This is a genomic window from Alkalilimnicola ehrlichii MLHE-1 (assembly GCF_000014785.1).
GTDB lineage: Bacteria > Pseudomonadota > Gammaproteobacteria > Nitrococcales > Halorhodospiraceae > Alkalilimnicola > Alkalilimnicola ehrlichii.
On the sequence record NC_008340.1, the window covers coordinates 1,368,599 to 1,391,581 of the forward strand.

Annotated in this window: 19 protein-coding genes; 12 read left to right on the forward strand and 7 right to left on the reverse strand. The window is 68.0% G+C overall.

All coding sequences use genetic code 11. The features are described from left to right. Positions 1-57 precede the first annotated feature (57 nt). From rraA to MLG_RS05990, 3 genes are all read left to right on the forward strand, one after another. The gene (rraA, locus tag MLG_RS05980) at positions 58-543 is read left to right on the forward strand and encodes a ribonuclease E activity regulator RraA (RefSeq protein WP_011628916.1); all 486 of its coding nucleotides are present in this window, start codon (positions 58-60) and stop codon (positions 541-543) included. A gap of 24 nt (positions 544-567) precedes the next feature. Further along, entirely contained in the window at positions 568-978 is a 411-nt protein-coding gene (locus tag MLG_RS05985) for an RNA-binding S4 domain-containing protein (RefSeq protein ID WP_011628917.1), read from the forward strand. Positions 979-1,070: 92 nt separating this feature from the next. Further along, a complete protein-coding gene (locus tag MLG_RS05990) occupies positions 1,071-1,382 on the forward strand; it encodes a hypothetical protein (RefSeq protein WP_041717938.1) in 312 nt (103 codons plus the stop codon). A gap of 696 nt (positions 1,383-2,078) precedes the next feature. Here MLG_RS05990 and MLG_RS05995 read toward each other — a convergent pair. Both MLG_RS05995 and MLG_RS06000 read right to left on the reverse strand, forming a co-directional pair. Then, entirely contained in the window at positions 2,079-5,156 is a 3,078-nt protein-coding gene (locus tag MLG_RS05995; RefSeq protein ID WP_011628919.1) for an error-prone DNA polymerase, read from the reverse strand. Between the two features lie 94 nt (positions 5,157-5,250). Then, positions 5,251-6,489: a Bcr/CflA family efflux MFS transporter gene (locus tag MLG_RS06000; RefSeq protein WP_011628920.1), complete on the reverse strand. Its 1,239-nt coding sequence runs from the start codon at positions 6,487-6,489 to the stop codon at positions 5,251-5,253. A 100-nt stretch (positions 6,490-6,589) separates the two neighbouring features. Here MLG_RS06000 and MLG_RS06005 point away from each other — a divergent pair, with 100 nt between their 5' ends. Further along, positions 6,590-7,879 carry a putative PEP-binding protein gene (locus MLG_RS06005; protein ID WP_198003251.1) on the forward strand — a complete coding sequence of 430 codons (1,290 nt, stop codon included), beginning with the start codon at positions 6,590-6,592 and terminating at the stop codon, positions 7,877-7,879. Positions 7,880-7,916: 37 nt separating this feature from the next. Here MLG_RS06005 and MLG_RS06010 read toward each other — a convergent pair whose 3' ends face one another. From MLG_RS06010 to MLG_RS06020, 3 genes are all read right to left on the reverse strand, one after another. After that, on the reverse strand, positions 7,917-8,129 hold the full coding sequence (locus MLG_RS06010; protein WP_011628922.1) for a hypothetical protein: 213 nt from the start codon (positions 8,127-8,129) through the stop codon (positions 7,917-7,919). Between the two features lie 10 nt (positions 8,130-8,139). Further along, a complete protein-coding gene (locus MLG_RS06015; protein ID WP_011628923.1) occupies positions 8,140-9,363 on the reverse strand; it encodes a YeeE/YedE family protein in 1,224 nt (407 codons plus the stop codon). 78 nt (positions 9,364-9,441) lie between these two features. After that, positions 9,442-10,401 (reverse strand): sulfurtransferase, encoded by a 960-nt coding sequence (locus MLG_RS06020; RefSeq protein WP_011628924.1) that lies wholly within the window; start codon positions 10,399-10,401, stop codon positions 9,442-9,444. 257 nt (positions 10,402-10,658) lie between these two features. On the opposite strand from MLG_RS06020, the gene MLG_RS06025 reads away from it, so the two are divergent. Continuing rightward, a complete protein-coding gene (locus MLG_RS06025) occupies positions 10,659-12,068 on the forward strand; it encodes a dihydrolipoyl dehydrogenase (RefSeq protein WP_011628925.1) in 1,410 nt (469 codons plus the stop codon). A 67-nt stretch (positions 12,069-12,135) separates the two neighbouring features. Here MLG_RS06025 and MLG_RS06030 read toward each other — a convergent pair whose 3' ends face one another. After that, entirely contained in the window at positions 12,136-12,609 is a 474-nt protein-coding gene (locus MLG_RS06030) for a Crp/Fnr family transcriptional regulator (protein WP_011628926.1), read from the reverse strand. A gap of 271 nt (positions 12,610-12,880) precedes the next feature. On the opposite strand from MLG_RS06030, the gene MLG_RS06035 reads away from it, so the two are divergent. From MLG_RS06035 to MLG_RS06060, 6 genes are all read left to right on the forward strand, one after another. Beyond that, positions 12,881-13,186 carry an MTH1187 family thiamine-binding protein gene (locus MLG_RS06035; RefSeq protein WP_011628927.1) on the forward strand — a complete coding sequence of 102 codons (306 nt, stop codon included), beginning with the start codon at positions 12,881-12,883 and terminating at the stop codon, positions 13,184-13,186. Next, positions 13,183-13,590: a hypothetical protein gene (locus MLG_RS06040; protein ID WP_011628928.1), complete on the forward strand. Its 408-nt coding sequence runs from the start codon at positions 13,183-13,185 to the stop codon at positions 13,588-13,590. The genes MLG_RS06035 and MLG_RS06040 overlap by 4 nt, the downstream gene beginning before the upstream one ends. Positions 13,591-13,898: 308 nt before the next feature. Continuing rightward, the gene (locus tag MLG_RS06045; RefSeq protein WP_011628929.1) at positions 13,899-15,269 is read left to right on the forward strand and encodes a KamA family radical SAM protein; all 1,371 of its coding nucleotides are present in this window, start codon (positions 13,899-13,901) and stop codon (positions 15,267-15,269) included. 123 nt (positions 15,270-15,392) lie between these two features. After that, positions 15,393-16,517 carry an efflux RND transporter periplasmic adaptor subunit gene (locus MLG_RS06050; RefSeq protein WP_011628930.1) on the forward strand — a complete coding sequence of 375 codons (1,125 nt, stop codon included), beginning with the start codon at positions 15,393-15,395 and terminating at the stop codon, positions 16,515-16,517. A gap of 6 nt (positions 16,518-16,523) precedes the next feature. Then, entirely contained in the window at positions 16,524-19,634 is a 3,111-nt protein-coding gene (locus tag MLG_RS06055; protein WP_011628931.1) for an efflux RND transporter permease subunit, read from the forward strand. 55 nt (positions 19,635-19,689) lie between these two features. Continuing rightward, a complete protein-coding gene (locus MLG_RS06060) occupies positions 19,690-21,417 on the forward strand; it encodes an ExeM/NucH family extracellular endonuclease (protein WP_011628932.1) in 1,728 nt (575 codons plus the stop codon). A gap of 17 nt (positions 21,418-21,434) precedes the next feature. Here MLG_RS06060 and MLG_RS06065 read toward each other — a convergent pair whose 3' ends face one another. Continuing rightward, positions 21,435-22,427, reverse strand: coding sequence for a lipid A deacylase LpxR family protein (locus tag MLG_RS06065; protein WP_011628933.1), 993 nt, complete (start codon positions 22,425-22,427; stop codon positions 21,435-21,437). 112 nt (positions 22,428-22,539) lie between these two features. Between MLG_RS06065 and MLG_RS06070 the strand changes: the two genes are divergently transcribed. Then, on the forward strand, positions 22,540-22,938 hold the full coding sequence (locus MLG_RS06070) for an ectoine synthase (RefSeq protein ID WP_011628934.1): 399 nt from the start codon (positions 22,540-22,542) through the stop codon (positions 22,936-22,938). Positions 22,939-22,983: the final 45 nt, after the last annotated feature.

Sequence of the window (22,983 nt, forward strand, 5' to 3'; positions counted from 1 at the left end):
GTTTCCTTACGGTGCATAATAGGCAGATTGGATGATAACAACAGCGAGGAGACCCGAATGAGTGTTCCGACGACCGACCTCTGCGATGATTTCGCCGACGAGCTGCGGGTGATGAACCCGATGTTTCGGGATTTTGGCGGACGGGTGCGCTTCCACGGTCCGGTGACCACCGTGAAACTGTTCGAGGATAACTCGGCGGTGCGGGAGGCGTTGAGCGAGCCCGGCGAGGGGCGGGTGCTGGTGGTCGACGGCGGAGGCTCCATGCGGTGTGCCCTGTTGGGCGACAACCTGGCGGCCCTGGGGCAGAAGAACGGCTGGGCCGGGGTAGTGGTCTATGGGTGCGTGCGCGACAGCGCGGAGCTGGCCACGATCGATCTGGGTGTGAAGGCGCTCAACGTGCACCCGCTGAAGAGTGTCAAAAAGGGCATCGGCGAGCGCGATGTCACCGTCACCTTCGCCGGGATCACGATTCAGGCCGGCGACTGGCTGTACGCCGACGAGGACGGCATTGTCGTGGCCCGCAACAGCCTGGTGCAGGCCTGAGCGGCGCCGCCGGAGACGCCTGTCATGGGTCACCGGGACGACCAACCGACAGCAAAGGTCCGGCTCGACCGCTGGCTGTGGGCGGCGCGTTTTTTCAAGACGCGCCGTCTGGCCGTCGAGGCGATCAAGGGCGGCAAGGTCGAGGTGGATGGCGTGAACGCCAAGCCGGCACGGGAGGTCGGTGCCGGTAACCGGGTGCGGGTGCGCAAGGGCGCGATCACCTTCGAGGTGGTGGTCCGCGATGTCGCCAACCAGCGCGGTCCGGCAAAGGTAGCGCAGCAGCTCTACGAGGAGACGCCGGAGAGTGTGGCCGCGCGGGAGAAGGTGCGGGAGCAGCAGCGCATGAACGCGGCCTTCGTGCCCCGCCCGGACCATCGCCCGGACAAGCGCAGCCGCCGGCAGCTGGCCCGGGTGAAGCGGGGCGGCGGGGAGTAGGCCGCGCTCGGGGGGCGGAGGTGTGTCCCCGCGCCAGGCCTGCTAGAATGCGCGGCCCGCCTGTTCGCAAGCCATTCACGGTCCGAGTACGTATGTCCGATCAGCTCCCACCCGATAGCAGTCTCTACGATATTGCCGCCGCCAACGTGGTGGATATGGGCAACCGGCTGATGGAACAGCATGAGGATGCCGATGCCTGGGAAGCGGCCTCGGGGATGCTGGCCGGGGCGATCCACTATTGGCTGTACGCCCGCCAGCCGTGCGGCGATCCGACCTGCGCCGATTGTGCCGATATGAGTTCGGCGGAGGAGCGACTGCGCCACCTGCTTGACGAGGTGCGCGAGTCAGCCCGCGGGAGCGATTACTACCACTCGCCGCACGACCACAACGTGGGCAACGCCTGACCACCGCCCCCGCCATTGCGAGGGTCCGCCCCCGCCATTGCGAGGGTCGAAGGCTTTCCCCCGTCATCGCGAGGGCCAAAGGCCCCCTCCCCGTCATCGCGAGGGCCGGAGGCCCGTGGCGATCCAGAGGGGTAGACTGCCGCGTCGCTTCGCTCCTCGCAGTGACGGGGTGGCCCCTCTCCCCGTCATCGCGAGGGCCGGAGGCCCGTGGCGATCCAGGGCGGTAGACTGCCGCGTCGCTTCGCTCCTCGCAGTGACGGGGTGGCCCCTCCCCGTCACTGCGAGGGCCGGAGGCCCGTGGCGATCCAGAGGGGTAGACTGCCGCGTCGGCTTCGCCTCCTCGCAGTGACGGGGTGGCCCCTCTCCCCGTCATCGCGAGGGCCGGAGGCCCGTGGCGATCCAGAGGGGTAGACTGCCGCGTCGGCTTCGCCTCCTCGCAGTGACGGGGTGCCCCCTCCCCGTCATCGCGAGGGCCGAAGGCCCGTGGCGATCCAGGGCGGTAGACTGCCGCGTCGGCTTCGCCTCCTCGCAGTGACGGGGTGGCCCCTCCCCGTCATCGCGAGGGCCGGAGGCCCGTGGCGATCCAGAGGGGTAGACTGCCGCGTCGCTTCGCTCCTCGCAGTGACGGTGGGGGTGGGTCCGCGCTTGCAGCGGCGGGGTGACGGGGCGTCGTTGCCGTCGTCGCAGCCCAGGGCGTCAGTGGAAATCCCGCGAACGGACGTCCAACGCCCCGAGCCAGTCGCTCCAGTCCTCCAGCCGTCCGGCCACCAGGTGGGTGACCGCCCCCTTGCGCTCCCAGATGCCGCTGACCATCAGCAGCCGGGCCGCCAGCAGGGTGCGGCGCTGGGCCTCGGCGGTGGCCTTCCAGACCACCAGGTTGATCTGCCCGGTCTCGTCCTCCAGTGTCAGGAAGGTGACGCCGCCGGCAGAGCCGGGGCGTTGGCGGTTGATGACCAACCCGGCGGTGCGGACCAGGCGGCCGTGGCCGGTGCTGGCCAGATCGGCAGCGGTCAGCAGCCGGCGGCGTCGCAACTGCGGGCGGAGCAGGGCCAGGGGGTGGCGGCCCAGGGTGAAGCCCAGGCTGGTGTAGTCGGCCACCAGGTCCTCGCCCTCGGCGGGGGCGTCCAGCGCCGGCGCCGCCTCCTCGATGTGCAGATCCTCAAACACCGGCAGGCCGGCTTCGGCGCCCAGCACCTGCCACCAGGCCGCGCGGCGGTGACCGGCCAGGCCGCGCAGGGCGCCGGCGTGGGCCAGGGTCTCCAGATCCCGGCGGTGCAGGGCGGCGCGGCGGGCCATCTCCTGCACGTCGCGGAAGGGGCGCCGGCCGCGGGCGGCGATCAGCCGGTCCGCCGCCCGGCGGTTGAGGCCCCGCACCAGGCGCAGGCCCAGGCGCAGGGCCGGTTCGCCGTCGCCGCGGTGCTCCGGGCTGCAGTCCCAGTCGCTGTGGCGCACGTCCACCGGGCGGATCTCCACCCCGTGGCGTTCGGCGTCCCGCAGTAACTGGGCCGGGGCGTAGAAGCCCATGGGCTGGCTGTTGAGCAGCGCGCAGGTGAAGAGGGCCGGCTCATGGCACTTGAGCCAGGCGGAGACGTAGACCAGCAGGGCGAAGCTGGCGGCGTGGGACTCCGGGAAGCCGTACTCGCCGAAGCCCTGGATCTGCCGGAAGAGCCGCTCGGCGTAGTCCTCGCAGTAACCATTGCGGCGCATGCCCTTGAGCAGCTTGTCCCGGAAGGGGCCCAGCCCGCCCTTGCGCTTCCAGGCGGCCATGGCCCGGCGCAGGGCGTCCGCCTCGCCGGGGGTGAAGCCCGCCGCCACCACCGCCAACTGCATTACCTGTTCCTGGAAGATGGGCACGCCCAGGGTGCGCGCCAGCACCCCGCGCACGGCTTCGCTGGGGTAATCCACCGGCTCCAGGCCCTCCCGGCGGCGCAGATAGGGGTGGACCATGTCCCCCTGGATGGGGCCGGGACGGACGATGGCCACCTCGATCACCAGGTCGTAGAAGGTCTGCGGCCGCAGCCGGGGCAGCATGGCCATCTGGGCGCGGGACTCGATCTGGAACACGCCCATGGTGTCGGCGTCGCTGATCATGCGGTAGACCGCCGGGTCCTCCGCCGGCACGTCGGCCAGGGTAAGCCGGCGACCGCGGAACCCGGCCAGCAGGTCGAAGGCGCGGCGGATGCAACTGAGCATGCCCAGGGCCAGCACGTCCACCTTGAGCAGGCCCAGGGCCTCCAGGTCGTCCTTGTCCCACTGGATGATGGTGCGCCCGGCCATGGCGGCGTTCTCGGTGGGTACCAGCTCGCTGATGGGGCCCTCCGAGATCACGAACCCCCCCACGTGCTGGGAGAGGTGGCGGGGCAGACCCAGCAGTTGCCCGGCGATGGCCACGGTGCGGGCCAGGCGCGGGTCGTCCGGGTTCAGGCCGGCCTCGCGCAGCCGCTCCGGGTCCACCCGCTTGCCGTCCCACCACTGGATGCTTCCGGCCAGCCGGTCGATGGTCGCGGCGTCCAGCCCCAGGGCGCGGCCGGCGTCGCGCAGGGCGCTGCGCGGGCGGTAGCGGATTACCGTGGCGGCCAGGGCGGCGCGGTGGCGGCCGTACTTGCGGTAGATGTACTGGATGACCTCCTCACGCCGTTCGTGCTCGAAGTCCACGTCGATGTCCGGCGGCTCACCCCGCTCCTTGGAGATGAAGCGCTCGAAGAGCAGCGACTGGCGGGCCGGGTCCACCGCGGTGATCCCCAGGCAGAAACAGACCGCCGAGTTGGCCGAGGAGCCCCGGCCCTGGCAGAGGATGCCCCGGCGCCGGGCGAAGGCGACCACATCGTGCACGGTGAGAAAGAAGGGTTCGTAACCCATCTCGGCAATCAGGGCCAGTTCGTGGTCCACCTGGTGGGCGACCTTGTCGGGCATGCCTTGGGGCCAGTGGCGGCGGGCGCCCTCCAGGGTGAGCCGGCGCAGATAGCTGGCGGGGGTCTCGCCGGCGGGCACCAGCTCGGCCGGGTATTCGTAGCGCAGTTTATCCAGGCTGAAGCGGCACTGGTCCGCCAGGTGCACGCTGCGGCGCAGCAGCGCTGGGGGGTAGAGCCGGGCCAGGCTGTGCAGCGACCGCAGATGGCGCTCGCCGCTGCACTCCAGCGCCGTGCCCATCGCCGCCAGGGTGCGGCGGTGGCGCAGGGCGGAGAGGGTGTCCTGCAGGGCGCGTCGGCCGCGCCGGTGCATCAGCACGCCGCCGGCGGCCACCGCCGGGAGCCGGAAGCGATCCGCCAGGGCCAGTAGCCGCTGCAGGCGGGCCTCGTCGTCGGGGCCGTGGTGCAGGGCCACTGCCACGTGGCCCCGATCGCCGAAATGGCGGGCGAACCATCGGCCCTGTTCGGCGTCGTGCGGTGCATCGTCAGGCACCCACAGGGCCAGGCAGTGGGGCAGGGTGCCCTCCAACTGCTCCCGTTCCAGACGGTAGTCCCCCTTGCGGGCCTGACTGCGGCCCAGGCTGATAAGCGCGCAGAGTTCCGCCCAGGCCCGGCGGCAGGGGGCGAGCAAGACCAGCAGCGGGCCCTGGTGAATGCGGATCTCGCTGCCGTGGATCAGGTGCAGGTCCGTCTCTTTGGCCGCCTGGTGGGCGCGCACCGCCCCGGCCACCGAGCACGCGTCGGTGAGGGCCAGGGCGCGGTAGCCCAACTCGGCGGCCCGCTGCACCAGTTCCGCCGGCTGAGAGGCACCGCGCAGGAAGCTGAAGCAGGACAGGCAGTGGAGTTCGGCGTAGTCGATGGGCATGCGGGGTCTGGAGCTGTATAAATATACAGTTATTGTCGCCCTCCCGGCACCGGCCGGCAACCCTGCCGGGCGGGCGGCGAATCCTGGGGGCCGGTTAGCGCGGGGTGCTTGGGGGTGTCGGGGCGTCCAGGCCCTGCGGCGTCGCCTGCATGGCCGCCTGTCTCTGTACCGCCCTGGGTGCGCCATTGGCCAGCAGCACCGCGCCCAGTGAGCAGACCGCCATGATCAGCACAATGGGCAGGAGAGCCTCACCGGCCAGGCGGGTGGAGAGGGCGCTGACGGCACCCGCCACCGTGAATTGGGTGGCGCCCAGCAAGGCGGCGGCGGTGCCACCCAGGTTGGGGAAGTAGTCCAGGGCCCCCGCCAGGCTGTTGGGGACGATGGCGCCCATGCAACCGGTGACCGCCATCAGACAGGCCACCACGGCCCAGGAGGGCGCATCCAGCAGCACCAGCAGGATAAGCAGGGCGATGGCGAGGTGCTGCGTCGCGACCGCGGTGCGCAGGATGTGCACCGAGGGAAAGCGCAGGAGCAGGCGGCGGTTGACCAGGTTCAGCACGGCCATGGCCGCCACATTGGCAGCGAACAACGCCGCGAAGGCGCTGCTGGAGAACCCGAACCACCCCTGGTAGATGAACGAGGCGTGGGTAATGAACACCAACATGGCACTGAAGGCCAGGGTCTGCAGGGCAATGAAGCGCATGGCCACCCGGTGCCGCAGTACCAGCAGGTAGTTGGTGACCAGCGATTGGACCGGCGTGCGCGCGGGGACGCGTACCGGGATGCGCCGGAACAACCGGTAATGCAGCAACACCCCGAGCAACAGCGCGTAGCCGCCAAGCGCGTAATAGATGGCGGGCCAGTTACTGACCGCCAGCAGGGCGCTGCCCAGGGCAGGGGCCGAGGCCGGGGCGATGAACATCACCAGGCCGATCAACCCGAACAGGCGGGCGGCCTCGTTGCCCCGGCACTGGTCGCGGACAATGGCCGGGACGGACACCGCGCAGAAGGCGCCGCCCACTCCCTGGACCACCCGCCACGCCAGCATCTCGTTCAGGCTGTCCGCCTGCGCCACCATAAAGGCCGCGGCGGCGAAGACCGCCAGCCCCAGCAGCAGCACCCGCTGACGGCCGTAGCGGTCGGACAACGGGCCGCCGATCAGTTGTGCCAGACCGAGGGCAAAGACATAGGCGCTCAGCGTCAGGCCCACATCCGCCTTGCTGACGCCCAGGTCGCCGGCGATGGCCGGGAAAGCGGGCAAATAGGCATCCAGGGCCAACGGCCCCAGGGCGACCGTCATGCCGAGCAGAATCGCGAGTTGATAATGGGGCATTGACTCACCTGATGAGCGCTAAAAGGCGCCTTGTGCGCTATTCCGTACGGGTGACTTGCCGGTCAGTCCGCCTTACACTGAACTTATGGTCATTCAGGGTATGCCTTTTGTGCCGGGCGAGGCGGCCGGCCGGATCACCTACGAACCTGCCGATGCTTCGGACAGCCATATCCTTGTGCTGCCCTACGCCGAGACCTTCTCCCTGGAGCGCATCCCGGCCGGTCTGGTGGTGTTGGGCGGTGCTCCGCTGGCTCACCCCTTGATCCAATTGCAGCAGCTTGGTGTGCCCACGGTGCTGCTCCATGCCCGGCAGGGCGACGCCCTGCACCCCGGCGAGCACTTCCATTTGGACGGGACCAGCGGCGTGCTGAGCCCCGCCGCCGGTCGTCCGGAACGGAGCCAGGTTCAGAGGGTAGCCCGCCAGAGTGGGCGTGTTCGGACTCGCGACGGTGTGCCGGTGCATCTGCGCGCCACGGTGACGGGCGAGTTGGGGGCCCGGACCGCCCGCGATGTCGAGGCCGATGCCATCGGTCTGGTGCACAGCGAGTACCTCACGCCGGCCTTGGCGCGGATGCCCGATCAGGCCTACTACGAGAAGGCGTTCGGGGCGATCTGCCGGGCGGCGGAGCCGTTGCCGGTCACCGTACGGCTGCTGGATATCTCGGTGGACAAGAAGCCCGCCTGGTTGGGTGAGCTGGCCGGTCTGACCGGCCTGCTCGGCCTGCAAGGATCACGACTCTATGATATACCACCGGTCAAGAGCGTGGTGGAGGCCCAGGCGGCGGCGTTGGCCACGCTGGCCCGTCACTACGAGCTTCGGGTGGTGATCCCCTTTGTCAACAGTCCGGAGGAGTTCCGCCATTGGCGCAACCGCCTGCGCCGCTGGTTGCCGCCGGTCATCCCCCTGGGGCCCATGGTGGAGACACCGGCGGCGGCGTTGTCACTGCAGCAGCTGGACGCCGTGGCTGACTTCGTCAGTATCGGTACCAACGACCTGATGCAGTGCTTCTTCGGGGCCGACCGCGATATCCCCCAGGTGGCCGGCCACCTGGACCCCTACGCCCCCTCGCTCTATCGCCTGCTGCAGGTGGCGACCCGGGACGTGAACGTCACCCGGGTCCAGCTCTGTGGCTTGCTGCAGCAGTTGCCCGGGGTGTTGCCGGTCCTCATCGGACTGGGTTTCCGGCGCTTCAGCGTCAGCCCCCGGCTGGTGCCCCGGCTCTCCGAGGTGGTGGCCGCCACAGACAGCCGCAGGGCCTATGAGCAGGCCCAGCGGATCTGTACCGCCCGGGACAGTCAGGAGGTGCGGGCGCTGCTTGGCTTTGGGCCGGGCGGTGATGAGCCCGCCGTACCGTGGCAGGTGGGCGAGGTCCGGCTGGGCCTGCGTTAACCGACTTGCGCCTCGGTCGTCCCGGGCCACCCGGTGATCAGTCGCCCTGCCGGGTCGAAGGGCAGGGGGCCCCGCAGGGGGCACAGGCCGCGCTGCCCTCGCGCTGATTCAGGGTGGTCTCCAGGCCACCGACACCCAGGTTGGTCTTGAAGGTGGGGCTGGTGAAGTGGTCGGCCATCACGGCGCCCGTGACCAGGAGCAGGGCGGCCAGGACACGCCAGCGTTTGTACCCGCGGTTCGGTTCGCTCACTTCGCCCCCCTTACCGATTGCTCAGGTTGAAGAAGGGGCGCAGGCGGATGCCGATCAGGGAGCCGACCCAGGCGGCGGCGAACCACACCCAGCCATGCAGGCTGGCCGAGGCGATGCCGCTGAACAGCGCGCCGATGTTGCAGCCGAAACCCAGGCGCGCACCATAGCCCATCAACAGACCGCCGAGAATGGCTGCCAGCAGTGAGCGGGGCGGTATCCGTCCGGCGCTCGCCTTGTTGTACTTGTTGGCCAGGCCGGCGGCCAGCATGGCGCCCAGGAACACCCCGAAGTTGGTCACCGAGGTCACATTCACCAGCACGCTGTCGCGCAGTGCCAGGGCGGGGTAGTCCCAGGTCCAGAATTCGAACTGGGCCAAATCGACGCCGACCGCCTGCAGGACCTTCGCCCCCCAAAGGCCGAAGGCAAAGGTGATGCCCCAGGGGTGACCGGAGAGCAATAGGATCGCAAGGTTCCCCAGGGCGAGGACCACCACCGCCCAGATCAGCGGCCATTGGCCGGTGAAAAAGGTCTGCAGCCACCCCTGGTCCGGGCCCGGACCGACGAACACCTTGCGCTCCACGTCGCCATGGTGACGCCGCTCCAGGTGGCTGATCCACGCCGTGAGGGCGGCGATCACCGCCAGTTGCACGCCGATGGCGCCGACCGGGCTGAGGCTGATGCTCAGGTTCACCGGATCGGCCCCCGGCTGATCCAGCCACCAGGGCAGGTGGAAGGTGCCCACCACTGAGCCGACGATGAAGAAGACCAGGGTTAGCACCATGCGGATGTTGCCGGCACCGACCGTGAACAGGGTACCGGAGCCGCAACCACCGCCCAACTGCATGCCGAGCCCGAACAGAAATGAGCCCAGCACCAGCGAGACACCCACCGGCGCCAGTGCACCGGTCATGCTGCCGGCCTCGGCCCCGGCCAGCACCGGTACAAACAGCACCGTGGCCAGGGCCAGCAGGGCCAACTGCGCGCGCAACCCGGCACTGCGCCGCTCCACCACAAACCGGCGCCAGCCGCCGGTGAAGCCGAAGGCGCCGTGGTAGAGCGCCACCCCCAGCAGGCCGCCGATGAGGAAGAGGACGGCCATGAAGGGTGCCGTCTCCAGCCAGATCAGCCCGCCCAGCAGGGCGAAGCCCAGCAGTGCCGTGGCGACGATGAAACGGTCGATCCCGCCCCGGTCCTCCTGGACTTGTGCGGTGACCGAGGTTGCGGTGCTTGCCATTCACTACTCCTGTGGCGAACGGTTCGCAGGGCGGGACCTGCGAACCGGGGAAAACGGTCTGTCGGGAGCGCCCTAGTTTTAGTTGAAGAAGCGCTCAATCAGTCGGGCCAGCCCCTGGCGCTCCACCTGCAGCGGGCGCTCGGCGTCGGCGCTCCACTCCACCATGGAGCCGTCGTACATCAGCACGTCGTCGTGACCGGCGATCTCGCTAAGCGCGAACCAACCCACGGAGGCCCAGTGCCCGGTGTTGCAGAAGGTGACGATCTCGCGCTGCGGATCAACGCCCGCCTCGGCCAGCAGTTGCTGCAGCCGTTGGCTGTCCACTGCGCGACCGGACTCATCGACGATCAGGCGGGCCTCTTCCACATTCTTGGCCCCGGGGATGGTGCCGTGCGCCCGGGCCGCCGGATGCCCGCCGCGGCCCAGGTAGTGCGCCTGCGGCCGGTTGTCCACCAGCTGGGCGCCGCGCTCGCGCCACTCCAGTAGTCTTTCGGTGGTGCCAACCATCTCCGGTCGGAAATCCGCTGCGAAGTCGCTGCGCGGGCGTTCATGACCGCCGGTGGCCACCGGCAGCCCGGCCTCCTGCCAAGCGCGGAAGCCGCCGTTGAGGATGCTGACCCGGTCGTGGCCCAGGACCTTGAAGGTCCAGTAGATCCGGGCGGCGCTGCCGAAGTCCAGGCCATCAGTACCCGCAGCGGTGATCACCACATGGTCGTCGTTACTGATGCCCAGCTCGCGGATCAGCCGCTCGAGCGATGCCACGTCCGGGAGCTGCGCGGGGACGCCCTGGCGCTCCGTGCGCCAGCCCGCCTTCAGGTAGTCGCTGTGGATGGCGCCCGGGATATGGCCCTCCAGGTAGGTGTCATGGCCACCGCCGTCCAGGGCGTTGCGGACATCCAGGACCACCAGGTCATCGCGCTCCAGTTGCCCCTGGAGCCATTCGGGTTCCGCCAGCGGCCGCGCCTCCGGATCGCCCGCCCCGGCGTGGGGGGCCAGGGCCAAGAGGGCGGCGGCGAATAGGCTTGTCAGGATCTTCATGGTCGTCGTCCGAGCATTACCAAGTGTAATGGTTAGTTTATTTATAGATAAAAGTTTTTGTAACCAGCCTTGTTAGATCGATTATGAATTTGGTAAGGCAGTGACGCACTATCCAGGGGTGAGGCTGAGCGGCCGGCGACCAGGGGATGAGAGGGGGGGGGGGTGACAACATTCAAAAAAATTCTATAATATCGAACCAACACGACGCGGCCCCGGCCGTGACCGGAACAGACGTGGCCTGACCCCTAGGAGGGAACATGCGAGAGATTGAGGTCGATGTAGCGGTGATTGGCGCCGGCTCCGCCGGTTTGCGGGCTTATCGCAGTGCCGCCCAATACGCCAAACGGGTGGTGCTGATTGAGGGCGGTGACTACGGCACCACCTGCGCAAGGGTGGGGTGCATGCCTAGTAAGCTCCTGATCGCGGCCGCCGAATCGGCGCATCATGCGCGCGGTGCTGCAAAGTTCGGGATCCGGGTGGCGGAACCCGAGGTGGACGGTCGGGCGGTGATGGAGCGGGTTCGCACCGAGCGCGACCGGTTCGTCGGCAAGGCCACGGCCGTGACGCAGAAGATCCCGGAGGCGGACCGGCTTCACGGGCACGCCCGGTTCGAGGACCGGAACACCCTGCGGGTGGGGGATGATTTGCGGGTGCGCGCCGGCAGTGTGGTCATTGCCACCGGCTCACGGCCGCAGGTGCTGCCGATGTTCGAGGGGCTGGGTGACCGGTTGGTGGTGAATGACGACATCTTCGACTGGATGGACCTGCCCGAGTCGGTGGTGGTCTTCGGTCCCGGTGTGATCGGACTGGAGCTGGGGCAGGCGCTGCAGCGGCTAGGGGTGCGGGTCCGGATGTTCGGCATCGGTGGTTTTGTCGGGCCGTTGACGGACCCCGACGTGAAGGCCATGGCGGAGCGTCACTTTCAGTCCGAGTTCCCGCTGGATGCGGACTCCCGTGTGGAGTCGGTGGCCCGGGAGGGCGACCAGGTGGTGGTCCGCTTCCGGGACGGGGAGGATGAGCTCCGGGAGGAGCACTTTGAGTACCTGTTGGCCGCCACCGGCCGGCGTCCGAACGTGGACCGGTTGGATATCGGCAATGCCGGGCTGGCGCTCGATGACCAGGGGCTGCCGGTCTTCGACCGCTATACCCTGCAGTGCGGCGACAGCAGCGTGTTCATCGCCGGTGACGCCAACAACCATCTGCCTCTGCTCCACGAGGCGGCCGATGAGGGCGTCATTGCCGGGCGGAACGCGGCCCGCTTCCCGGAGGTGGCGCCGGGACATCGGCACTGCCCGCTGAGCATCGTCTTCACCGATCCGCAGATCGCGATGGTCGGCGATGCCCGTGCGGAGCTGGAAGAGGGCACCTATGCGGTGGGTGAACTGGATTTCAGCGCCCAGGCTCGGGCCAGGGTGATGGGCGAGGACCATGGTCTGATGCGGGTCTACGGCCGCTACTCGGACGGCCGGTTCTTGGGGGCGGAGATCTTCACACCCCGGGCGGAGCACATGGCCCATCTATTGGCCTGGTGCCGGGAACAGGGCCTGACCGTTGCCGAGATGATCGACAAGCCTTACTACCATCCGGTGCTTGAGGAGGGGTTGCGCAACGCCCTGCAGATGCTTCAGAGCCGTCTGGAACAGGGCCGAGGCCAGGTCCGGCCCTGATGGGGCGCCGGCGACCGGCCATCGGCATGACCCCCGCGCTGCGGGGGCGTCCGGTGGGTGGGGGGCGTCAGGCGAAGCCCGGCGGATTCCACTCGTCCATCATCTTGCGCCGCGCCGCATCCAGGCGCTCCGACATCAGACTGGCGAAGTGTTTGAGGATGGCGTAGCCCAGCCTCGGGTCCTTCTCGCAGTGCTGGCGGATGACCTCGCCCTCGAACTCCACCAGCCGGGTCGGTGCCTCGGCGCGTGCCTGGAAGGTCCATCGGTAGGGTGGGATCAGCCAGGACCAGCCCAGCACTTGGCCTGCCGTCAGGCTTTGTACCTCCAGTGTCGGCCCTTCAATGGCAGGGACCTCGATCACAATGTTGCCATCCTTGAGCAAATAAAAGTGACGGGCCGGATCGCCGTTGCTGAACAGCACCTCGTCCTTGTCCAGGGAGATCTCGCTGGCATGTTCGGCCAGCAGGTCCAGTACGGCATTGTCGAAATCGGAGAAGAAATCCTGATCGGCCAGGAATTGTTTGATCGCTGCTTTGGTCACGGTGCTACCTCCTTGCCCGTCCGCCGCCGTTTGCGGTTATGGTTCGGGCCAGCCAGTGCCTTCTTATGATTCTTTAGAGCCCGCGGGCGACTTTGGTGTTCCCGCGGACCGACGTATTTTGTGCGGAGCACTGCCCCCAGCCTAGACTAAGCGGCGGGGCGTGTAACCCTGCACCGAGGCGGCAGATCAGCACACCGGCCCGACGCCCCGCGGGCGAAACGTAGGGTGGCTGCCGCCGGTGAGCGGCCGGTCAAACGGCGGGAGGCAGATGATGAAAGTGACGGTGGATTTGTGCGTGATTCCCCTCGGGGCCGGGGTCTCTCTGGGCGGGTATATTGCCGCCTGTGAGCGGGTCCTGGAGGACGCCGGACTGAGCCACGAACTCCATCCCTACGGCACCAATATCGAAGGCGAGTGGGACGCGGTCTTCGCCGCCGTCCGCCGTTGCCATGAGGTGGTGCACGACATGGGCGCCCCGCGGGTCTTTACCACCCTCAAAGTGGGCACCCGCACCGATCGGGACCAGTCCCTGCAGGACAAGGTGGCGAGTGTGCATCGCCATCTGGGCCAGGCATGAGGGTGTTCCGCACCCTTTTCCCCGCGGAAAGCCGGCGCCTGCCCGCTCAGCGTTGGGTCAACATCGGGCTGCGCTCTCTGCACCTGATGGGGACGGCCGGACTCGGCGGCGCCTACCTCTATGAGGCGCCGCAGGCGGCCTGGTTGCCCTATTTCTGGCTGACCATGGTGTCCGGGGTGTTGATGGCGGCTATCCACATCTGGAACAACGGGATCTGGCTGATCCAGGTGCGCGGCCTGGCGATCATGGCCAAGGTGCTGCTGTTGTTGCTCATTGCATGGCTGGAGGGCGCGGATCTTGCGCTGTTTCTGTTGGTCATACTGATATCGGGTGTAATCGCCCATGCGCCGGGTGACCTGCGCTATTACTCGCCATGGTATGGAAAACGCATGGAGAAACTGTAGTCATAAGAGAAGCGCGTCACAAAATGAGTCGTCAGACACTTGCCTGCGGACAGTCATATGCCTACCCTGCGTTATTCGTCTGCGCGGCCGATTCCAAGTGAGGTCGTATATGTCCGGGTGGTGGCTGCCAAGCCGTTGATCCCAGGGCCATCTCTTTGCGGGCGTTGCGGGGGCCGAGGGCCCCGGGCGCCAAGTTCGACACCTGTTCCGGGTGCCGTTCCGGGTTTCTGGTAGGTCCAGTGCATGTCCGGCTGTAGGCGGGCAGGGCCGGGCCTTCGCCGGAGCCCGCGATATGTGGGAGGAAGATTATGAGCCAAATGCTTCCGCTGCGTCCCGTCGATCGGGATGGAACCTTCGAAGCGCGTCGATTCCAGGTCTTTACGGCCCGCAACATGGACAAGATTCCGGGGCTGGACCGGATGCCAGAGGACGAGCGCTTCGCCATGCGGGTGGTGGCCAATGTGCTGCCCTTCCGGGTGAATGAGTACGTCATCAACGAACTTATTGACTGGGAGAAGGCGCCGGATGACCCCATCTACCAGCTGACCATCCCCCAGCGGGGCATGTTGGCTCCGGCGCTGTTCGACCGCATGGCCGATGTGCTGCGGCGGGACGCGTCGCGTGAGGAGATCAACCGGGTGGCCTGGGAGATCCGCAACGAACTCAATCCCCACCCCGCGGGCCAGATGAAGCTGAATGTCCCCCAGCACGACGGCGAGAAGCTGGAGGGCATGCAGCACAAGTACAACGAGACTGTGCTGTTCTTCCCCAGCCAGGGCCAGGTCTGCCACTCCTACTGCACCTTCTGTTTCCGTTGGGCGCAGTTTGTCGGCGATAAAGACCTGCAGTTCGCCTCCAACGAGGCGGAGCGGCTGCACGCCTATCTGCGCGACCACCGGGAGGTCAGCGACCTGCTCCTCACCGGCGGCGACCCCATGGTCATGAAGACCCGGAAGCTCGAGGAGTATCTCGACCCCCTGCTGGCGGCCGACCTGGAGCATGTGCAGACGGTGCGGCTGGGCACCAAGGCGCTGACCTTCTGGCCTTACCGCTTCGTCACTGACAAAGATGCCGACGATCTGCTGCGGCTGTTCGAGCGGCTGGTCAACAGTGGCCGGCACGTGGCGCTGATGGCCCACTACAACCACCCGCAGGAGCTCAAGACGCCGATTGCGGAGGAGGCCATCCGGCGTATCCGCGACACCGGCGTGGAGATCCGTGCCCAGGGGCCGCTGCTCGCGCACATCAATGACAGCAGTGAGGCCTGGGCGGAGCTTTGGCGCAAGCAGGTGCGGCTCGGCATCATCCCCTATTACATGTTCGTGGAGCGCGACACCGGGGCCCGGCACTACTTCGAGGTGCCCCTGGCGCGGGCCTGGGAGATCTACCGCGACGCCATGAAGCAGGTCTCCGGGCTGGGACGCACCGCGCGAGGCCCGTCGATGAGCGCCGGCCCGGGCAAGGTGGAGGTGCAGGGCATTACCGAGGTCCAGGGCGAGAAGGTATTCGTGCTGCGCTTCATCCAGGGGCGCAACCCGGACTGGGTCCAGCGGCCCTTCTTTGCCAAGTTCGATCCCAACGCCACCTGGCTGGATCAGTTGCAACCGGCGTTCGGTGAAGATAAATTCTTCTTCCAGGATGAATATGACGCCATGCTGGCGTCGGTCGAATCCGACTGACCCACCTGACCCACCCCCACCCCGGTCCCCCGCTCCTGCGGGGGACCTTCGGTTTGGGCCGGTGGTTGCCCGGCCTGAGCCTGGTGCAGGCCGGCTGCTGTAACCCCGTGAGGCAAGGCCCTGATGCGTATCGGTCTCCAGCTCATCATTCTGTTCTTCCTTATGCTCGTCGGCGGCGCCGGTTGGTACGCGCTGATGCTCTCCGCGGCGGACGGGGAGGGCGACCAGCGGCCCTCGATGGCCGCGCCGGTTCAGATTGCCCCGGTGGAGCGCGATGAGGTGCTACGCACCGTGGAGTCGGTGGGGTCCACCCGGGCGCTGGAGTCAGTGACGGTGACCCCGGAGGTCTCCGGTCGCATCGCCACGATCCATTTTGCCGAGGGGGATCGCGTCGGTGAGGGCGATGTGCTGATCAGCCTGGATGATGCCCGCCACCAGGCGCGGCTGGCGGAGGCGCTGGCCACCTATGACGACGCCCGGGCCCAGTACGCGCGCGCCGAGCGGTTGCTGGCCACCAACCACATCTCCCAGGCGGAGCTGGATCAACGGGAGGCGGCCATGAAGGTGGCCGGGGCCCAGGTGCAGGTCGCCCGTGCCGAGCTGCGTGACCGTCAGATTCGGGCACCCTTTGACGGTGTGACCGGACTGCGCGGGGTCAGCGTGGGGGCCTACGTCACCACCGACACGGTGATCACCACCCTGGACGACCTGGAGCGCCTGCGGCTGGACTTCTCAGTACCGGAGCGTTTCCTGCCGACGCTGCAGGTGGGGATGCCCGTGCTGGCCTACAGCGACGGTTACGGCGGGGCCTTCGAGGGTGAGGTCCGGCGATTGGACAGCCGGGTGGATCCGGTGACCCGGACCTTGCGCCTGCAGGCGGAGTTGGACAACCGGGACAATCGGCTGCGTCCCGGCATGTTCATGAACGTCGACCTGGTGCTGGAGCGGGAGCCGGACGCCCTGCTGGTGCCCGAGGAGGCCCTGCTGCTGGAAGGGCGGGGCAAGTACGTCTTTGTCCTCCAGCGTGGAGAGGGCGACGAGCCTGACCTGGTCCGGCGCCAGGCGGTGGAGACGGGCATCCGGCGGGGCGGCCGGGTCCAGGTTACCGACGGCCTGGCGGAGGGTGACTACGTGGTTCGGTCAGGGCTGCAGCGGCTGCGCGACGGCGCTGAAGTGCGTGTCCTGAACCCGCCCGAGGCGACCGAGGGCGAGGAGGTCGTCGCCGCGGCCGACGGCGCCGAGGGCTGAGCCGTTATGGTCCTTTCCGATATCTCCGTCAAACGCCCGGTACTGGCCACGGTGATCAGTCTGGTCATCGTGGTGCTGGGGGTGGCCTCGCTCAGCCAGCTACCGATCCGGGAATACCCGGACATCGACCCGCCCGTGGTGTCGGTCACCACCACCTATACCGGTGCCGCCCCCCAGGTCATTGACACCGAGATCACCGAGGTGATCGAGTCGGCGGTCAGCGGTGTCGACGGTATCCGCACGATCACCTCCGAGAGCCGTGATGGCCGCGGCCAGACCACCATCGAGTTCCGCACCAGCCGTGATGTGGACAACGCCGCCAATGACGTCCGTGACGCCATCAACCGGACGTTGGACGACCTGCCCAATGAGGCGGACCAGCCGGTGGTGGCCAAGGCGGATGCCGACGCCCGGCCGATGATGTGGATCACCCTCAGCTCCGAGCGTTGGACGCCGGAGGAGGTCAGCGATTACGCGGAGCGCTTCCTGGTGGACCGCCTGTCGGTCCTCGATGGGGTCTCCGATATCTTTATCGGCGGTGAGCGGCGCTACGCCATGCGGGTGTGGCTGGACCGCCGTGCCATGGCGGCCCGCGGCATTACCGTGGCCGACGTGGAGAGCGCGCTGCGGGCGAATAACGTGGAACTGCCCGCGGGCCGGGTGGAGTCCCGGATGCGCGACCTCACCGTGCGTACGGAGACCCGGCTGGCGGAGCCGGAGGAGTTCGCCAACCTGGTGATTCGGCGCACCGACGACTACCTGGTCCGCCTCGGCGAGGTGGCCCAGGTGGAGCGGGGCGTGGAGGACGACGACACCACCGTGCGCATGAACGACCAGACCGCCATCGGCCTGGGGATTCTGCGCCAGTCCCAGGCCAATACCATCGCCGTCTCCGACCGCGTGCAGGAGGAGATGGAGGCGATCCGCGCCTCGCTGCCCGAGGGTATGGCGATGGAGGTGGGCTACGATGAGTCCATCTTTGTGCGCGATTCCATCCGCGAGGTGGTGCGCACCCTGCTTATCGCCGTGGGTCTGGTGATTCTCACCATCTTCATCTTCCTGCGCAGTCTACGGGCCACCTTCATCCCCTCGGTGACCATCCCGGTGGCGGTGATCGGGGCCTTCACCGTGATGGCGCCCCTGGGCTTTTCGGTCAACGTCCTGACGCTTTTGGCGCTGATCCTCGCCATCGGACTGGTGGTGGACGACGCCATTGTCATGCTGGAGAACATCCAGCGTCGGATCGACGAGGGGGAACCGCCTCTGTTGGCGGCCTATCGGGGTGCCCGCCAGGTGGCCTTCGCCATTATCGCTACCACCGTCACCCTGATCGCCGTCTTCGTGCCCCTGTCCTTTATGGAGGGCAACGTTGGCCGACTGTTCACGGAGTTCGGGTTCGTGCTGGCCGCGGCCGTGGCCTTCTCGTCGCTGGTGGCGTTGACCCTAGCGCCCATGCTCTGCTCCAAGTGGTTACGCAGCGGCACCGAGAACCCCGGGCGGTTGAAACAGGCCACCGATCGACTGTTCCAGGGGCTGACCAACGGCTACCGTTGGGTCCTGGAGCGTTCGTTGAAGATGCCGGTGGTGGTGCTGGGGGTGGCCGCACTGTTCGCGGGGACCGCCATCACCCTGTTCCAGGCCCTGCCCCAGGAACTGACACCGACCGAGGACCGCGGGGTGTTCATTGTGCCCGCCACCGGGCCCCAGGGCGCCACCAGCGAGGCGCTGGATGAGAGTCTGCGGGAACTCGAGGCGCTGCTGGCGCCCCTGCGCGACGAGACCGGTGAGGCCTTTCGCATCCTCTCCATCGGCGGGTTCCGCGGGGTCACCAACCGTGGTTTCGTCATCGTCGGGCTGACCCCCTGGGGGGATCGCGACCGCCGGCAGCAGGACATCGTCGCGGAGATGATGCCACAGATCATGGGCGTCCCCGGGGTGCGGGCCTTTGCCGTCAACCCGCCGGGGCTGGGGCAGAGCGGCTTCCAGCAACCGGTCCAGTTCGTGATCGGCGGGCCCGACTACGAGGATGTGGCCGAGTGGGGCGAGCGGGTCATGGCGCGCGTGCGCGAAGAGAACCCCCGGCTGGTCAATCTGGATATGGACTACGAGGAGACCCGGCCGCAGGTTCAGGTCCAGGTCAACCGCGCCCGCGCCTCGGACCTGGAGATCCCCATCGATGTGATCGGCGGGACGTTGCAGACCATGATGGCCTCGCGGGAGGTGACCACCTATCTCGATCGCGGGCGCGAGTACCAAGTGGTGTTGCAGGCGGGAGACGAGGCCCGGGCCAGCCCCGATGACCTCAGCCATATCTTCGTGCGGGCGGGGGTCAACGGGGAACTGATCTCGCTGTCCAGCCTGCTCACCCTGCGCGAGGAGGGCTCGCCGCCCACCCTCAACCGGGTGGGCCGGCTGCCGGCGGTCACCCTCACCGCCTCGTTGGCGGACGGCTACGATCTGGGCAGCGCGCTGGAGTACCTAAATCGGGTGGCGGCCGAGGAGTTGCCGCCGGAGTCCCGGATCAGCTACCTGGGACTGTCCGAGGAGTTCATGGAGACCTCCGGGGCGCTGGTGCTGACCTTCGCCCTGGCGTTGTTGATCGTCTTCCTGGTCCTGTCGGCCCAGTTCGAGAGCTTCATCCATCCGCTGATCATCCTGGTGGCGGTGCCGCTGGCGGTGACCGGGGCGCTGGCGGCATTGTTCGTCGGTGGCCTGACGCTGAATATCTATAGCCAGATCGGTATGATCCTGCTGATCGGGTTGATGGCGAAGAACGGGATCCTCATCGTCGAGTTCGCCAACCAGATGCGGGATCGGGGGATGACCGTGCGCGAGGCCATCCTGGAGGGCGCCACCCTGCGTTTCCGGCCGGTGCTGATGACCGCCATTTCTACTATCTTCGGGGCCCTGCCGCTGGTGCTGGCTTTCGGCGCCGGCGCTGAAAGCCGGATGGCCATCGGTACGGTCATTATCGGTGGTATGAGCTTTGCCTCCCTGCTGACGCTGGTGGTCATCCCGGTGCTGTACGACCTGTTGGCGCGCTTCACCCGTCCGGTGAACGCCGTGGCGGAGGAGCTCAAGGCGCTGGGGGCGGAGGAGAGCGCCTACACCCGGTAACCGCCGGTGCGGGGCAGCGGTCGACCGAGGGAGCTAAGGACGGAGGGGGAGGGCCATGGCAGGCAAAGGGATTTCGATTCCGAGGCGATGGTTGTGGGCCGCGGCGGCCCTGCTGGTGCTACTGGTGCTTGTGCGCCACCTGCCACCGGCGGCCGGTGCCTGCAGCGGCGATTTCACACCGATTTACCAGGTCACCGGGGACGAACCGGGCGAGGCCCTCGATCCGGGGACGTCCGTCCGCGTGAAGGGCGCGGTTACGGGGGTCTTTCTGGACGACGGGGGCCTCGACGGCTTCTTCATCCAAGGCGAGGGCCCCGGCGACGGCCTGCCCAGCGGGGTGTTTGTCTATGCGCCGGGGCTGGCGCCGGAGGAGATGGCGCGGGTCCGTGCCGGCCGCCAGCTGGCCCTGCGGGCGCGCACCGGGCGCTGGCAGGGGCAGATCCAGCTTCAGCGCGTGCGGGCGTTAAACGACTGCGGCGAGGCGGCGGAGTTGGCACCGCAGCCCGTTCGCTTCCCGCTGCATCGCCCGGAGCGGCGCTGGGCCGGCTTGTGGGTGCGGGTGGAGACCCCGATGACCGTCAGCGGCAGCCACGAACTGCAGCGTTACGGCAGCCTGCACCTGGCGGCCGACGGGCGTGCCTTCCGGCCCAGCAACTTTCTCGACCCCGATGAGCGTCCGCCCGGCCGGCTGCGTTTGATCCTTGATGACGGTAGTCATTCGGTCTGGCCGGAGCCGGTGCCCTGGCTGGATGAGCGGGGGACCCGACGGGTCGGGACCCGGGTGGAGGGCCTGGAGGGGATATTGGCCGACACCTTCGGTGCCCTGCGACTGCACCCCACCCGCACGCCCCGGTTCGTCGACCAGAACCCGCGTCCAGCCCCCCCGGAACGGGCCGGGGAGGGGCTGATCCGGGTGGCCGGTTTTAACGTGGAGAACTACTTCCTGACCCTCGGCGAGCGGGGGGCGGACAGTGCGCGGGCCCTGGATCGCCAGCGCGCCCGCCTGCTTCCGGCGCTCGCGGCCCTGGACGCGGACATTGTCGGCCTGGTGGAGATGGAGAACGACCGCGCCGCGCTCGAGGACCTGGTTGCGGCGCTGAATGATCACCTGGGCGCCGACCGGTACCGGGCGGCGCCCGGCACACCGGACACCGGCAGCGACGAGATCAAGGTCTCGCTGATCTACCGCCCTGACCGGGTCGAACGGGTGGGCGGACCGCTCCGTGACCTGGAGCCCGTCCATCACCGGCCACCGGTCAAGGCGGCTTTCCGGCCGGCGGCGGGGGGCGCGCCCTTTGCCGTTGCCGTGGTCCACCACAAGGCCAAGGTGGGCTGCCCCGACAGCGACGACATCGACCGCGGCCAGGGCTGCTGGAACCTGCGCCGCCAGGCGCAGTCGGAAGCCCTGCTCGAGGCCATTGGCCGCTGGCGTGAGGATCGCGCGGACGACCTCCCCGTGCTCATCGTCGGCGACGTGAACGCCTATGGCGGTGAGGACCCGGTGCGCGCACTGCTGGCCGGTGGCAAGCGCGACCTGCTGGCGCGCCACCTGCCGCCGGAACGGCGCTACACTTACGTCTTTCGCGGCGAGTCCGGCTACCTGGATCACGCCCTGGCCCCGCCACGGCTTGCAGACCGGGTGCAGGCCGCCGGCACCTGGGCCATCAACGCCGATGAACCGCGGCTGCTGGAGTACGATGCGCGTGGTATCGAGCGGCGCTTCCGGCCCGGGCCCTGGCGCAGCTCGGATCACGACCCGGTTTGGGTGGACCTGCGGCCCTGACCGGACGGGCGCCGGCGCTACCAGCGCACGCTGAGGCTCAGTGACCCGTACTCGGCGTCCTCCGGTTGCCCCTTGAACTCCCGGGTGCGGTAGGCGTGGGTATAGGCGAGCCGGGCCCACCGGTTGGCCACCGCCAGGCCGACGGTGGCCTCGGCCACCCAGGGCTCGCGGCGTACGCTGCGGCTGCGTCGGTAAGTGTTGCCGTCCAGGAAGACATCACGGGCCCGGCCCTGGCCATCGATGCCAGTGAAGACATACCAGCCCCAACGTTCCGCGGGGACGAACCGCATGGACCCGGGAAAGGCGGGCTGGATGCGCGGCGGCGAGAAGTCATTGGGCATGTGCCGACCGAGGCGCAGGGTCAGCCCGGTGCCGGCCAGGGTGAAGGGGGTGCCCAGGGCGAGCCCCAGGTGGCCGTTGAGGTCGGCGCCCCAGCCGTCGACCCGGGGCATCTCCCAGACGCGCTCGATCCGCTCGGCGCTCACCATCAGGGTGGGTTCGTTGCGCAACTGGGTGTCCCAGCCCCGGGGCATGTCGGTGTCGATGAGCCGGTGCACCTCCTTCTGGGTGCGTTTCGCCAGCGAGGCCGGGCCAACCATCCCCACCGTGACCATCACCCGGGTCAGGCTGTCACTGCGCAACTGGCCCAGGCCCGTGCTGACGTTGAGCCAGCCGGCGTAGGGGCGGTCGTCCTCCGGCGGGTCCGGGTCGGTGATGTCCTTGGGGGTGTACATGTTCTGCCCCAGGGAGAAGCTGTAGCTTATCGGTTTTCCCGGATCGACCAGGCGGCTGCGTTCGCCCACCAGGGTGACCAGGTCGTAGAGGAGCCCCGGGCGGCCCGTGCGCATCCAGGTGGCGCGCACGCCATTGGTGTACCAGCGGTCATCGCCGCCGAACAGATCGTTTTCGTACTCGAGGATCAGCGTGGTGTCCTCCGCGACCACCTGGCCGGGAAGGGCTATGCTTGCCGCTAGCAGGAGGCTACTGAGCAGGGGGGCTATCGGGCGCATGAGGTCGTCTTTCCCTGGCAATTCCTGAGTCCCATTTTCGGGAACGGCTTGCGGTGGGTTTTGCAAGGTCCGTTACAATAGCGCGTCAACTCACGAAAGCGGAGCACAACACATGAAGATCGTGAAACTGCAGGATATCATCGGTACCGAGCGCGAGGTCCACGGTGAGGGGTGGCGCAGCCGCCGGATCCTGCTGAAGAAGGACAAGATGGGCTTTTCTCTGCATGAGACCATCTGGCCCCCCGGTCACGAACTGCGCATGTGGTACAAGAACCACCTGGAGGCGGTCTATTGCGTGGCCGGCAACGGCTCCATCGAGGACCTGGAGACTGGCGAGGTCCATGAGCTCTACGATGGCGTCTGCTACGCGCTGGACAAGCACGACCGCCATATCCTGCGGGGTGGCACCGAGGAAATGCGGCTGGTCTGTGTCTTCAACCCGCCGGTGACCGGGTTGGAGGTCCACGACGAGGACGGGGCTTACTGTCTGGTCGAGGACGACGACGACTGAGGCCGTTTCCGGCGCGGTTCAGCGGTGCAAAAAAAACCGGCGCCG